General features: G+C 57.4%; 14 protein-coding genes. 8 read left to right on the top strand and 6 right to left on the bottom strand.

Annotation, left to right across the window (positions count from 1 at the left end):
* Positions 1-11 precede the first annotated feature (11 nt).
* The 3 genes from OZ410_RS07070 to OZ410_RS07080 are packed head-to-tail and all read right to left on the bottom strand — an operon-like array spanning position 12 to position 3,730.
* Entirely contained in the window at positions 12-2,042 is a 2,031-nt protein-coding gene (locus OZ410_RS07070; protein ID WP_277707251.1) for a M3 family metallopeptidase, read from the bottom strand.
* 12 nt (positions 2,043-2,054) lie between these two features.
* Positions 2,055-2,555, bottom strand: a complete 501-nt coding sequence (gene purE / locus OZ410_RS07075; protein WP_277707252.1) for a 5-(carboxyamino)imidazole ribonucleotide mutase — start codon at positions 2,553-2,555, stop codon at positions 2,055-2,057.
* Entirely contained in the window at positions 2,552-3,730 is a 1,179-nt protein-coding gene (locus tag OZ410_RS07080) for a 5-(carboxyamino)imidazole ribonucleotide synthase (protein ID WP_277708347.1), read from the bottom strand. Before OZ410_RS07080 ends, purE begins: the two co-directional genes overlap by 4 nt.
* Before the next feature lie 110 nt (positions 3,731-3,840).
* On the opposite strand from OZ410_RS07080, the gene OZ410_RS07085 reads away from it, so the two are divergent.
* Genes OZ410_RS07085 through OZ410_RS07095 form a run of 3 tightly spaced genes read left to right on the top strand, consistent with a single transcriptional unit; the run spans position 3,841 to position 6,572 of the window.
* The gene (locus tag OZ410_RS07085) at positions 3,841-4,956 is read left to right on the top strand and encodes an adenylate kinase (protein WP_277708348.1); all 1,116 of its coding nucleotides are present in this window, start codon (positions 3,841-3,843) and stop codon (positions 4,954-4,956) included.
* A gap of 36 nt (positions 4,957-4,992) precedes the next feature.
* The gene (gene obgE / locus OZ410_RS07090; protein ID WP_277707253.1) at positions 4,993-5,994 is read left to right on the top strand and encodes a GTPase ObgE; all 1,002 of its coding nucleotides are present in this window, start codon (positions 4,993-4,995) and stop codon (positions 5,992-5,994) included.
* Between the two features lie 47 nt (positions 5,995-6,041).
* On the top strand, positions 6,042-6,572 hold the full coding sequence (locus tag OZ410_RS07095; RefSeq protein WP_277707254.1) for a DUF4136 domain-containing protein: 531 nt from the start codon (positions 6,042-6,044) through the stop codon (positions 6,570-6,572).
* A 73-nt stretch (positions 6,573-6,645) separates the two neighbouring features.
* On the opposite strand, the gene OZ410_RS07100 is transcribed toward OZ410_RS07095, so the two are convergent.
* Positions 6,646-7,431: an SDR family oxidoreductase gene (locus OZ410_RS07100; protein ID WP_277707255.1), complete on the bottom strand. Its 786-nt coding sequence runs from the start codon at positions 7,429-7,431 to the stop codon at positions 6,646-6,648.
* Positions 7,432-7,442: 11 nt separating this feature from the next.
* On the bottom strand, positions 7,443-7,760 hold the full coding sequence (locus tag OZ410_RS07105) for a cupin domain-containing protein (RefSeq protein ID WP_277707256.1): 318 nt from the start codon (positions 7,758-7,760) through the stop codon (positions 7,443-7,445).
* A gap of 110 nt (positions 7,761-7,870) precedes the next feature.
* Here OZ410_RS07105 and OZ410_RS07110 point away from each other — a divergent pair, with 110 nt between their 5' ends.
* A complete protein-coding gene (locus tag OZ410_RS07110) occupies positions 7,871-9,226 on the top strand; it encodes a UDP-N-acetylmuramate--L-alanine ligase (protein WP_277708349.1) in 1,356 nt (451 codons plus the stop codon).
* 2 nt (positions 9,227-9,228) lie between these two features.
* Here OZ410_RS07110 and OZ410_RS07115 read toward each other — a convergent pair whose 3' ends face one another.
* On the bottom strand, positions 9,229-9,672 hold the full coding sequence (locus OZ410_RS07115; protein WP_277707257.1) for a DUF1569 domain-containing protein: 444 nt from the start codon (positions 9,670-9,672) through the stop codon (positions 9,229-9,231).
* 82 nt (positions 9,673-9,754) lie between these two features.
* On the opposite strand from OZ410_RS07115, the gene radC reads away from it, so the two are divergent.
* The 4 genes from radC to OZ410_RS07135 all read left to right on the top strand — a co-directional run bounded on the left by radC (position 9,755) and on the right by OZ410_RS07135 (position 13,059).
* Positions 9,755-10,453, top strand: a complete 699-nt coding sequence (radC, locus tag OZ410_RS07120) for a RadC family protein (RefSeq protein ID WP_277707258.1) — start codon at positions 9,755-9,757, stop codon at positions 10,451-10,453.
* Complete coding sequence (locus OZ410_RS07125) at positions 10,405-11,757, top strand: polysaccharide deacetylase family protein (RefSeq protein WP_479561835.1); 1,353 nt, start codon at positions 10,405-10,407, stop codon at positions 11,755-11,757. Before radC ends, OZ410_RS07125 begins: the two co-directional genes overlap by 49 nt.
* Complete coding sequence (locus OZ410_RS07130) at positions 11,750-12,439, top strand: YjjG family noncanonical pyrimidine nucleotidase (RefSeq protein WP_277707260.1); 690 nt, start codon at positions 11,750-11,752, stop codon at positions 12,437-12,439. Before OZ410_RS07125 ends, OZ410_RS07130 begins: the two co-directional genes overlap by 8 nt.
* Before the next feature lie 74 nt (positions 12,440-12,513).
* The gene (locus tag OZ410_RS07135) at positions 12,514-13,059 is read left to right on the top strand and encodes a hypothetical protein (RefSeq protein ID WP_277707261.1); all 546 of its coding nucleotides are present in this window, start codon (positions 12,514-12,516) and stop codon (positions 13,057-13,059) included.
* Positions 13,060-13,062 lie beyond the last annotated feature (3 nt).

The raw sequence follows: 13,062 nt of genomic DNA on the forward strand, positions 1-13,062 counted from the left end.
CGTACTGCGATTTATTCGGATGGGGTGAGCAAGCCCGCCCTTTCCAGCAGGGCCTCCAACTGGGGCTCCCGCCCGCGAAAACGGGTATAGAGTTCCATCGGGTCTTCCGTGCCGCCCCGCGAAAGGACGTTTTCCCGGAACCGGTCCGCCACGCCCCGGTTAAAGATTCCCTCTTCCTTAAAGTAGGCAAAGGCATCTGCATCCAGGACTTCCGCCCATTTATAACTATAGTATCCGGAGGCATACCCGCCCTGGAAAATGTGGGAAAAGGAAGTGCTCATGCACGTTTCCTGCTGTTCCGGAAAGAGGCGTGTGGGAGCAAAGGCTTTACTTTCATAGGCCTTTACGTCCGTTACGGCACTGGAGTCCGCCCCGTGCCAGGCCATGTCCAGGAAGCCAAAACTCAGCTGGCGTACCGTAGCCATGCCTTCCAGGAAGTTGGCGCTTTCCCGGATGCGCTCCACCCATTCCTGAGGCAGGATTTCCCCCGTCTGGTAATGCCGCGCAAACAAGGCCAGGGCCTCGGGCTGGTAGCACCAGTTTTCCATGATCTGACTGGGCAATTCCACAAAATCCCAGAATACGGAGGTGCCGGAAAGCCCGGGGTAGGTGGTGTCTGCCAGCATCCCGTGCAGGGCGTGCCCGAATTCGTGGAACAGGGTGGTAACCTCATTAAAGGTGAGCAGGGAAGGCAGGTCTCCCTGAGCCCGGGTGAAGTTGCAGACAATGCTGATATGCGGGCGCTCGTTCCGGCCATTTCTCCGGTACTGTGGCTTGTAGGAGGTCATCCAGGCCCCGCCGCGTTTACCGGGGCGCGGGTGGAAATCCGCATAGAATATGGACGTGAGATCCCCCTTGCCGTCGAGTACCCGGTAGGCCCTTACTTCCTCGTGGTATACGGGAATGTCCGCCGCGGCCTCAAAACGCAGGCCGTACAGCTTGCCGGCAATGTCAAAGGCCCCTGCCAGGACCGCATTCAGCTCAAAATAGGGTTTTAACTTTTCGTCGTCCAGGTTAAACTTCCGCTGCCGTAGTTTTTCGGAATAAAAGGCATTGTCCCACCCCTCCAGGGTGGTGATGCCGTCCCGCTCCCGGGCAAAGGCCTCCAGTTCGTCCTTCTCCCGGCGGGCAGCCGGCATGGCCTTTTCCAGCAAGGCTTCCAGAAAGTCCTTTACGGCTGCGGGGCTCTCTGCCATGCGCTCCTCCAGTACAAAATGGGCGTGGCTTTCATACCCCAGCAGTTGTGCGCGTTCATAGCGCAGGCGGGCAATCTGCAGGACGGTTTGCTGGTTGTCTAGCGCATTGCCGTGAAACCCTTTACTGCCAAAGGCCAGGGCCATGGTTTTTCGCAACTCCCGGTTTTCGGCATATTTCATAAAGGGGAGGTAGGAGGGGTAATCCAGGGTAAACACCCAGCCGTCCTTATCGCGGGTTTCCGCAACTTGCTTTGCCGCCTGGCATACCGCCTTGGGCAGGCCTTCCAGGTCTTCCTCCCGGGTCAGGTGCAATTCGTACGTATTGGTTTCCTCCAGCACGTGTTCCCCAAAGGTCAGTTTCAGGCGCGAGAGTTCCGAATCGATCTCCCGCAGGCGTTTTTGCCCCGGGGCATCCAGGTTGGCCCCGTTCCGGCTGAAGTGGCGGTATTTCCGTTCCAGCAGGGTGTGTTGTTCCGGGGTGAGTTCCAGGGTATCCCGTTGTTCGTAGACCGCTTTTACCCGCAGGAAAAGCGCCCGGTTCAGGGTGATGTCGTTGGCGAATTCCGAGAGTTTCGGGGAGATTTCCTGGGCCAGGGCTTGTATTTCCTTGTTGGTTTCGGCCGCATTCAGGTTAAAAAAGGCACTGCTGATCCGGTCCAGGCGGTATCCGGCAAAATCCAGGGCGGCAATGGTGTTTTCAAAACCGGCGGGTTCCGGGTTCCCGGCTATGGCATCGATTTCCGCCCGGGCTTCCTCCAGGGCGGCTGCAAAGGCAGGCCCGAAGTGTTCCGTTTGCAAGGCGTCGAAAGGGGTCAGGTCGAAATCCTGCAGCAAGGGGTTTTGCATTGGGGGTAGGGTTTAAGAGTTGCCGAAGGCCTTGCGGACCTCCGCTGCTCCCTGTTCTACTTTGGTTTTCAGGCCATTTTTGTAATCGAGGATACGTTTCAGTACAGCAGGGTCTGCACTCCCGACAATTTGCGCGGCCAGGATACCGGCATTCTTGGCGCCGTTCAGGGCAACGGTTGCCACGGGGACACCCCCGGGCATCTGCAGGATGCTCAGCACGGAGTCCCACCCGTCTATGGAATTGCTGCTTTTGACCGGCACGCCAATCACGGGCAGGGGGGTGTAGGAGGCTACCATCCCGGGCAGGTGGGCGGCCCCGCCGGCTCCGGCTATGATTGCGGCAATTCCCCGGGTATGGGCCGCTCTGGCAAAGGCCGCCATTTTTTCGGGGGTGCGGTGGGCCGAAACAATATCCACTTCGGTTTCGATCTGCAGTTCCTTGAGGATGTCTATGGCATCCTGCATTACGGGAAGGTCACTCGTGCTTCCCATGATCACGGCTACTTTGCTCATGCTTTTTTGGTTTTGGAACGGACCTCTATGGTCTGTTTAACTTGGGCGGCGGTTTCCCGCGCTTTTTCAAGGGAGGCATCGGCAATGGTTACGTGGCCCATTTTGCGAAAAGGGCGGGTGTCACGCTTGCCGTAGATGTGCGGGGTTACCCCCGGCATCCCCAGGATTTCCGAGATCCCCTGGTACTGCACCTGGCCCTGGTATCCTTCGGCCCCCACCAGGTTTACCATCACCGTGGCCACCTTGTTTTCGGTTTCCCCCAGCGGCAGCCCCAGGATGGCCCGCAGGTGCTGTTCAAACTGGTTGGTAAAACTGCCCTCAATGCTGAAGTGCCCGCTGTTGTGCGGCCGGGGGGCTACCTCATTCACCAGGATTTGGTCTTCCCGGGTGCGGAACATCTCTACGGCCAGCAGGCCTACATGCCCCAGGCTCCGGCTCACTTTCAGGGCCACTTCCCGCGCTTCCCGGGCCACGGCTTCGGGAATGCGCGCCGGGCAGAGCACATACTCCACCTGGTTGGCCTCCGGGTGGAATTCCATTTCCACTACGGGGTAGGTGCGCACCTCGCCCTGGGGGTTGCGTGCCACAATCACGGCCAGTTCGTTTTGGAAAGGAACCAGGGTTTCGGCAATGCACTCCACGTTGGGGAGGCCTTCCAGGTCCTTACGGTTGCGGATGATTTTTACGCCCTGCCCGTCATACCCGAAGCGCGCGCTTTTCCAAACAAAGGGAAAGGAAATACCCCCGTTGTTCAGGCTGTCTTCAATTTCGCTGGTATAGGCAAACCGGCTAAAAGGGGCCGTGGGGATGCCGTGGTCGGTGTAAAAAAGTTTTTGGGTGGCTTTGTTCTGGATGGTCCGCAGGGTTTTGGGCTGGGGATAGACCGTTACCCCGGCAGCGGCCAGGTCTTCCAGGGCCTGTACGTTTACATTTTCAATTTCGATGGTGAGCACATCTACGTCCTTACCAAAATCCATGACGGTCTGGTAGTCCATCAGGTCGCCCTGCTCAAAAGTATTGCAGGCCAGCTGGGCCGGGGCGGCTGCGGAGGGGTCTACCACCTTGGTGCGTACATCCCATTTGCGGGTTTCGTACAGCAGCATTTTACCCAGTTGCCCCCCGCCGAGGATACCCAGGGTGAAATCGGAAGAAAAGTAGTCCTGAGATGCGCCCATAATCCTGATGTCTGTACGTTGTTCACGCAAAAATACGGCGATTTCTGAGAAAGGCCCCAGGGCGCCGGAAAAAGAAAAATCAAAACACTATATTCGCGGTTGTGGCTGGAATGAAAGATACCGTAACCCTGCACGGCCGGCGCTTTGAGGCGGCCATCCCCGAGGCGGACATCCTGGCCGCCGTGCGGCGGGTGGCAGATGCGATTGCGCGCGATTACAAGGACCGGGTTCCCGTATTTGTGGGAGTGCTGAACGGCGCCTTTATGTTCGTTTCGGACTTCATGAAAAACTATCCCCACCCCTGCGAACTCACCTTTGTGAAACTGAGTTCCTACCGGGGGCTGACGTCCACGGGAATTGTGGAAACCCTGCTGGATTTGCCCGAGGAGGTAGAGGGACGGGATGTAATCATCCTGGAGGATATTGTGGATACGGGCCGCACCCTGCAGGAGCTGGTCCATATGTTTTCGAACAAAAACATCAAGGATTTCAAGATTGCCACGCTCTTTTACAAAGCCGATTTATATAACGGGGAGTATGCCATCGATTATGTGGGCATGGACATCCCCGACCAGTTTATAGTAGGCTATGGCCTGGATTACAAGGAACAGGGCCGTAACCTGCGGGATATTTACCAACTAAACCAACAACCCATGATCAATATTGTCCTGTTTGGAAAGCCGGGGGCCGGAAAGGGTACCCAGGCGGCTTTCCTCAAAGAACGATACAACCTGCAACACATTTCAACCGGAGACGTTTTCCGCCGGAACATCAAAGGCGGCACCGAGCTGGGCAACCTGGCCAAATCCTATATCGATAAGGGAGAGCTGGTGCCGGACGAAGTCACCATCAACATGCTTCGGGAAGAAGTGGAAGCACACCCGGAAGCTGCAGGGTTTATTTTTGACGGCTTTCCCCGGACCACGGCCCAGGCCGAGGCCCTGGACCACTTCCTGGAGAGCAAGGATATGGGCATCCACGCCACCATTGCCCTGGAGGCCGACGACGAGGTGTTGGTGGCCCGCCTGCTGGAGCGCGGCAAGGTAAGCGGTCGCAGCGACGACCAGGATGAAAGCAAAATCCGCAACCGTTTTGAGGAATACAACGCCAAAACGGCACCCCTGAAGGATTACTATCAGCAGCAGGGGAAATTCCACAGCGTGAACGGCATTGGTGAAATCCAGGAGATCACCCGGCGGCTGTCAGCCGTAATTGACCAGCTCTGATCGGGCGATGCCCCGAACACACCCAAACCCCATCCCATGACCGAGGGCAATTTTGTCGACTATGTAAAAATCCACCTGCGTTCCGGTAACGGCGGGCAGGGCTCTGCCCACCTGAGGCGGGAAAAGTATATCCCCAAGGGCGGCCCGGACGGCGGGGACGGCGGTCGAGGAGGCCACGTTATTGCCCGGGGCAACAAAAACCTCTGGACCCTGCTCAGCTTTAAGTTCAAACGGCATTTCCAGGCCGGGCACGGGGAGCATGGGGGCAAACAGCGCAGTACCGGGGCGGACGGGGCCGATGTAGTCCTGGAGGTGCCCCTGGGTACCGTAGCCCGGGATACCGAAACGGGGGAACTCCTCTTCGAAATCACGGAAGAAGGGCAGGAGGAAGTCCTGGCCCGCGGCGGCCTGGGGGGGCGGGGCAACTGGCATTTCAAAAGCGCCACCAACCAAACCCCGCGCTATGCCCAGCCCGGTACCCCGGGAATGGAGCGGAACGTAACCCTGGAACTCAAGGTGCTGGCCGATGTAGGCCTGGTGGGTTTTCCCAACGCCGGAAAGTCTACCCTCCTGGCCGCCCTTACCTCGGCCAAACCCAAGATTGCCGACTACGAATTCACCACCCTGAAACCCAACCTGGGGATTGTACAATACCGCGATTTCCGCAGTTTTGTGATGGCGGATATCCCCGGGATTATTGAAGGCGCTTCCGAGGGAAAAGGGCTGGGCCATTATTTCCTGAGGCATATTGAGCGCAATGCCACCCTCTTGTTCCTGGTTCCGGCGGACAGCCCGGATATATCCCGGGAGTATGAAATCCTGCTCAGCGAGTTGCAGAAATACAACCCTGAATTGCTGGACAAGCGCCGGTTGCTGGCCATTTCCAAATGCGATATGCTGGATGAGGAACTTATTGGGGAAATGCGGGCCCAGTTGGAGGAAGAACTCCCGGGGGTGGAAACCTGCTTTATTTCCTCGGTTTCCGGCCTGGGCATCGCTCCCCTTAAAGATCGGCTCTGGAAGCTGTTGAACGATTAAGTGCACCCCGGTTTCCCCAAGCCCCTCGAATTCCGTAAATTAGGGTTATGAAGCTCTTGCTGCAACGGCTCCTGGCATTGTGGCTGCTCCTGCTGGCAGCCTGTGCCCCTGTACGGGTGCATTTTGACTATGAACCCCTTCCGGACTGGAGCGGGTACCAGGCCTATGCCATGTACCCCAGCCTGCATACGGGCCTGAGCGAACTGGACGAGGGCCGGCTGCTGGACCGGCTGGACGAAGTCCTGGGCGAGCGGGGTTTCCGCCAATCCGAAGACCCCGATTTCTTGATTGACATCACCTCCGAAGCCTATGAGGCAGCCCCGGGAAGCAGCGTGGGCCTGGGTATGGGGGGTACCGGCGGGCGCGTTGGGGGAGGGATTTCTGTAGGGATCCCCGTTGCCTCCAATAAAATCCGGCGCAAAATCACATTTAACATTATAGATGCAGCTACGCAGCGACTCGTATGGCAGGCGGTGGCAACCGATACCTTTCGGGAAAACGCCACGCCCCTGGAGCGGGAACAGCGCCTGCTGCAAGTTGTATTGCGGGTTTTCTCGGGATTCCCACCTCAAAAATAAGGCCTGAAGGCCCTATGCGGTCCCGCCGCCACGGAGCCCCTTTCCGGGGCTCCTTTTTTATAGGTAACAGGGATCAGTACGATCGGAGCAGCCCCCCGTCCAGCGGGATTACCGCCCCGGTCAGGTAAGCTGCCAGGTCTGAGGCCAGAAAGGCAACCAGGTGGCCGTATTCCTCGGGCCGCCCCAACCTGCCCAGGGGCACCTGGGCCTTGAGCCGGTCTGTGACCTCTTCCGGAGTGATTCCCATAACTTCGGCCTTTTTGGTGTTCAGGGATGCCAGGCGTTCGGTATCGAAATACCCCGTAAGTACAGAATTTACGGTAATCCCATAGGGCCCGGCATCCGACGCCAGGGTCTTGCCCAGGCTAACCACCGCCGCCCGCATGGTATTGGAGAGCGCCAGGTAGCCCAGGGGTTCCCGCACCGATACGGAGGCGACATTTACAATGCGTCCCCAGCCCTTTTTCTGCATATGGGGCAGGGCTGCCTGGGTATTGGCAACCACGGATTGAAACAGCAGGTCAAATGCCTGCTGGTAGGATTCCGGGGTTTGCTCCAGGCTGGTGCCGGCTGGCGGCCCCTGGGTGTTGTTCACCAGGATGTCTGCCGGGTCTTTTTCCAGGTATTCCCGTATCTGGTTGCGGTATGCGCTGGCCTGGGTGTAGTCCACACAGAGGTAATGGTGGCCGGCCGGGAAACGGGATTCCAGGTCGTTAACTGCCGCTTTTAACAGGTCTTCGGACCGGGCGGCCAGGGTAACGCGGGCCCCGCAGGCCGCCAGTTGTTCGGCTATGGCCCGCCCGATGCCTTTGCTGCTGCCCCCCACCAGGGCGTGTTTGTTTTTAAGGGAGATTTCCATCGCTTACAGGTTTAACGGTATTCTTCCCGTGCCGGGCTAAATACGTCCATCAGGCGGCAGGCCGTCAGGGCCTTTCCGCCATGCGGGGCATTGGACGGGATCACGGCCAATTCTCCGGGTTGGTACACCCGGGTGACGCCGTTTACCGTAAACTCAAATTCCCCTTCAAGCACGTGCATGATCTGTTCGTGCGGGTGGTGGTGCTCGGGCACTTCGGCCCCGGCTTCCACATCCCAGAAGGCCAGGCTCATTTGCTCGCCGTGCACCATCCGGCCGTGGAATCCCGGGAGCAGTTCCCGGGGTGTGATGGCATCAATTCGGTAATCCATAGAGGTGTGTTATTTTCAGATAGTGGTCCCTAAAGGTACGGCTTTTGACGTTGGCGATGGGCGGGTAAACCGCGGGCCAATGTGTATCTTTGAAGCATCAATTCGTATGTATGCGCATCCATTTTATCGCCATAGGGGGCAGTACCATGCACAACCTGGCCCTGGCCCTGCACGACAAAGGATATTCCATTTCGGGCAGCGACGACGTCATTTTTGAGCCCTCCCGCAGCCGCCTGCAGGCGGCAGGCCTGCTTCCGGAGGCATTTGGCTGGTTCCCTGAGAAAATTACAGGAGACCTGGATGCCATCATCCTGGGCATGCATGCCAAACCGGATAACCCGGAACTGGCACGGGCTCAGGAACTGGGCCTGCAGGTGTATTCCTACCCCGAATTTCTGCTGGAGCAGTCCCGGGATAAAACCCGGGTAGTGATCGGGGGCAGCCATGGCAAAACCACCATCACCTCCATGGTACTGCACGTGATGCAGTACTGGGACCGGGAAACGGATTATATGGTAGGGGCGCAGCTGGAAGGTTTTGACCGCATGGTTCGCCTGACGGATACGGCCGAATTTATGGTGCTGGAAGGGGACGAATACCTGTCTTCCCCAATAGACCGGCGTCCGAAATTTCATTTGTACCAACCCAATATTGCCCTGATCAGCGGGATTGCCTGGGACCACATCAATGTTTTTCCCACCTATGAGGGATATAAGGAACAATTCCGGCTGTTTCTGGAGACCATTGTGGCCGGGGGGAGTATCACCTACAATGCAGAGGACCCGGAAGTGAAGGCCCTGGTGGAAGATTTCCAGGCACCTATCCGTAAATTTCCCTATACCACCCCGGATTTCCGGAACGAAGGCGGGCGCACTTTCCTGGAAACCCCGGAAGGGGATATGCCCCTGGAGGTGTTTGGGCGCCACAACCTGAACAACCTGGCGGGAGCCCGTTGGATTTGCCAGCAGATGGGCGTGGATGCCGAGGAGTTTTACGAGGCCATTGCCAGCTTTAAGGGCGCCTCCAAACGCCTGGAACGCCTGGCCGAAGGGCAGGGGGGCATCCTCTTCAAGGATTTTGCCCATGCGCCCAGCAAGGCCCTGGCGACCACCTCTGCCGTGCGGGAACAATACCCGGACCACATCCTGGTGGCCTGTCTGGAATTACACACCTACAGCAGCCTGAACGCGGCGTTTCTGGAGGCCTACCGGGGAAGCCTGGATGCTGCCGATACCGCTATGGTCTTTTATACCCCGGAGGCCCTCGAGATCAAAGGCCTGGACCCGATCAGCCCCGCCGACATCGAAGCGGCTTTCGGAAGAAACGGATTACAGGTCTATACGGATACGGCCAGCCTGCAGCAAGCCCTGCAGGCCTGCCCGCTGGAAGGGTCGGTTGTACTGCTAATGAGCAGCGGCAATTACGGGGGGATGGATCTCGATGCCCTTAAAGCGCGTTTCAGGTAGGTTTACACCCCAAATTGTTTCAGGTGGTGGTCCAGGTGTTTGTACTCCAATTGACCCCATTGCTGGTGCGTGAAAGCGCCGAATAGAGGGTGGGGGTTCCAGTGGCTGCGATCCGACAGGGCATGGAATTGCTGTACAAGTTCCAGGAGTTTCGGGGCTTCCGTTTCAAAATCTTTGGGCTCCACGGCCTTGGCCGCCGGTGCCGTCGGGAGGTTTTTCCTCCAGGGCCGGTCATTGTAAAGACTTTTCTTGAACAGCCATCGGATAAGCGGGTTGGAGCGCACGTCCTTGTCCCGGTTCTCTATGGCTACTTTAAGCGGGATCTGGCAATGCCAGACCATCTGCCCGGCCGTCATCCGGCCCCATAGCGGCTTACTACCGGCCTCCAGGCGGGAGAGCCGGTCGCAGATTTCGGAATAGGCTTGTGGTTCAAAAAGTGATTTCATAACCCGTGGTTTGACGTTAAGGTACAACAATCTTTTCCGCCTGCTTTGGGATTACAGTTTCAAATTGTTCTCTATTTTTGAGATGAAGCATAAGGAAACCAAGCTGGCGGAATGCCTGCCCATGGCAGCAGACCGCCCCCGGGAACGGCTGCTGGCCATGGGCCCCGGGGCCCTGACGGATGCCGAATTACTGGCGTTGATTATAGGTTCCGGAACCGTAGGGGCCACCGCCCTGGACCTGGCCCGGGCCCTTTTAAAGGACAATGGATCCCATTTTCGCGGGGTGGCGGCCCTGCAACCGGAAGGGTTGCAGCGCTATCGGGGGATCGGGACAGCCAGGGCGGTCAATATCCTGGCCGCCCTTGAAATCGGCAAGCGCTATGCCCTGGTGCCGGAGGACCGAAAGGGCCCGATACGGGAAAGCGGAGACGCCTACCGCTTGCTGAAACCGGCCCTGGCCCTGCTGGAGCATGAAGAGTTTTGGGTGATGTACCTGAACAATGCCAACCGGGTGCTGTATAGTGGCCAGCTGAGCAAGGGTGGCCTTACGGGTACTCTGGTGGATGTCCGGCTGATCCTGAAGCGGGCCCTGGAGTTGGGTGCAGTGGGCCTGATCCTGGCGCATAACCACCCTTCAGGGAAGCTCCGCCCCAGCAAGGCGGACCAAAACCTGACCCGCAAGGTGTTTAAGGCGGCGGCCACCATGGACATCCGGGTCCTGGACCACCTGATATGCAGCGACGCTGGCTATTTCAGCTTCGCAGACGAACAAATGTTATAAACTTGGCAGTACTGCTCATTTTCACCCACCAGATTACCCCAAGGGTTACCTATATAACCCGGCAGCTCTTTACGCGGATGTTGGGCATTGAACTGCAGCTCACCACTAAGGTGGAGGACTTTATCGCCCACAAGGGGCCCAAGATCACCTACACCCGCCAGCCGTTGCAAAATGAGTTTTTTATCCGCAGCCACGAATTGCTTTTCCAGCATGGGGTGGATGAGGTTGAGGTGCAGATCGGGCAATGGGACCACCTGCCCTGTTTTTTCCGGGCCGGGGAACGCTCCAATATCCCTTATGACATCCTTGCCGCGTCCTTTTACCTGATTACCCGATACGAGGAGTATTTACCCCACGTAAAGGACGTGCACGGCCGCTATCCGCCAGGGGAAAGCATTGCGGCCCAGGCAGGCTGCCTCAGGCAGCCTTTGGTAGATCAATGGGTTTATAAACTGCTGGCTGCTCTGCAAGAGCGGTTCCCGGACCTGAAGGCCCGCCCGGAACCCTACCGGTTTGTGCCTGTGGTAGACGTGACCACCTCCCATTGCTATGCCCTGAGGGGCGGGTTGCGCAGCCTGGGGGGGATGCTCTATGACCTTTCGCGTTTCCGGATGCGCCGGGTTTGGGAACGCATCCGCGTCTGGTTCCGGCCTTCCCTGGACCCATACGACAATTACGACCGTCTGATTGCCCTGCACAAGGAGGTGCCCGTAGAGGCCATGTATTTCTTTCAATTTGCGGAGTATTCCACCTACGACAAAAACGTATCCACCAACAACAACAAGTTCCGGCACCTGATCAAGTCGGTGGCGGATTATTCGGTGGTTTCCCTTTCGGTGTCCTATACGGGCGCCCGGGATACCCGGGTGATGAAAGAGGAAAAAAAGCGCCTGGCCGAGGTGCTCAACCGCCCGGTCAGTTATTCCCGCCTGCGCTACAACCGGGTGGAAATCCCCCAGACCTACAGGGACCTGGTGGAAGCCGAGTTCAAGGAAGACTACACCATGGGATACAGTTATGATCTTGGGTTCCGCGCCGGTACCTGCACCCCGTATTTCTTTTACGACCTGGCTTTGGAGTCCCAGCAGCCTATCCGCATTGTCCCCTTTGCCCTGCACGATTATGCCCTGTTGCGCCTGGAGTCTCCCCGGGCGCGTTGGGAAGCCATGGACCAGCTTTACCGCAGTGTAAAGGAAGTCAATGGTACCCTGGTCTGTATCTTCTCCAATGAACTGCTGGGCGGGCACCAAACGGAAGATTGGATGGCCCTCTATGCCGAAGTCCTGAAAAAATACCATGCTTAAGCACCCCATCACCGACATTTTCTTCGACCTGGACCATACGCTCTGGGATTTTGAGCGGAATTCCGCCCTCACCTATGCGAGCATTTTCGAGATCCATGGGGTAGGGGTTAACCTGGAGGCCTTCCTGGAAGCATATATCCCCCTGAACCTGGCATTCTGGAAACGTTACCGGGATGGCGAAATTACAGCAGAGGACTTGCGCTATCAGCGGCTGAAGACTGTTTTTGATCGCCTGGGCTACACGGCAGGGGATGAATTGATCCATCTGCTTTCCGAGGCGTATATCGACCAGCTTTCCACCCATACCCATCTGCTGCCGGATGCCCTGGATATCCTGGAATACCTTCAGGGTTCCTACAGGCTCCATATCATTACCAATGGTTTTGAACAGGTACAGTTGCGAAAATTGCGCAACAGCCAAATTGCCGGGTTTTTTCAGGAGGTCATCCATTCCGAAACGGCAGGGGTTAAAAAGCCTCATCCCAGGATTTTTGAACTGGCCCTGGACCGCTCAGGGGCACAGGCCGCGTGTTCGGTGATGATCGGGGATAACCTGGAAGCAGATATTCTGGGCGCCAGGCAAGTGGGGATGCAGGCCCTGCACCTGCACGTTCACGGGGAGGCCGGGTACGGGGTTTGCCCGGTAATCCGGGAATTGCGTGAAATAAAAAACTATTTGTAGAGTTATTAAATACAGAACACGATATACGCCTGGCCTTAGCGGGGGGAATCCCGCTCCCGGGCCAGCCCATTGCTATGAAAAGAAATGTTCTGATCCTCCTGACAGCTCTGCTGCTAACCGGCTTCCCTTCCTGTGTGGAACGCCAGGACTTTGACCAGTACGACGCCCTTGCCGTGACCCCTACCGTAGAAGCCAGCCTTCTGTATATCGAAGCGCCGGAACGCGTGATTAACCAGATCTCGGGGACTGATTTTGTCCAGCAAATCTTCAACTTCGATGCTTTTGCAGAGGATTTTGTTTCCGAAAACCTCCTGGACGGAGTGGTCCGGTATCAGGTAGAAAATACCACCAGTAAGCCCCTGGAGCTCACCTTTGAACTCCTGGATGAAGGGGGGAATACCCTGGATACGGAAGCCTTTTCCATTGATGCGGCGCCCACGCCCTTACTGGTCCGCGAAATCGCTTACGGCCCCGGAGGTCGTAGTATAGACATCATTCGCAACACCTCTTCCATTCGCGTAACCGCCCGAAACCTGGGCGACAATACCAGCACCTCCAGCCTGCCCGACCCTATGGTGGTACTCCGGTCCAGTGCACAATTCAGGATCCGATTGAAATGAGAC

This window comes from Robiginitalea aestuariiviva, from assembly GCF_029537735.1.
GTDB classification, from domain to species: domain Bacteria; phylum Bacteroidota; class Bacteroidia; order Flavobacteriales; family Flavobacteriaceae; genus Robiginitalea; species Robiginitalea aestuariiviva.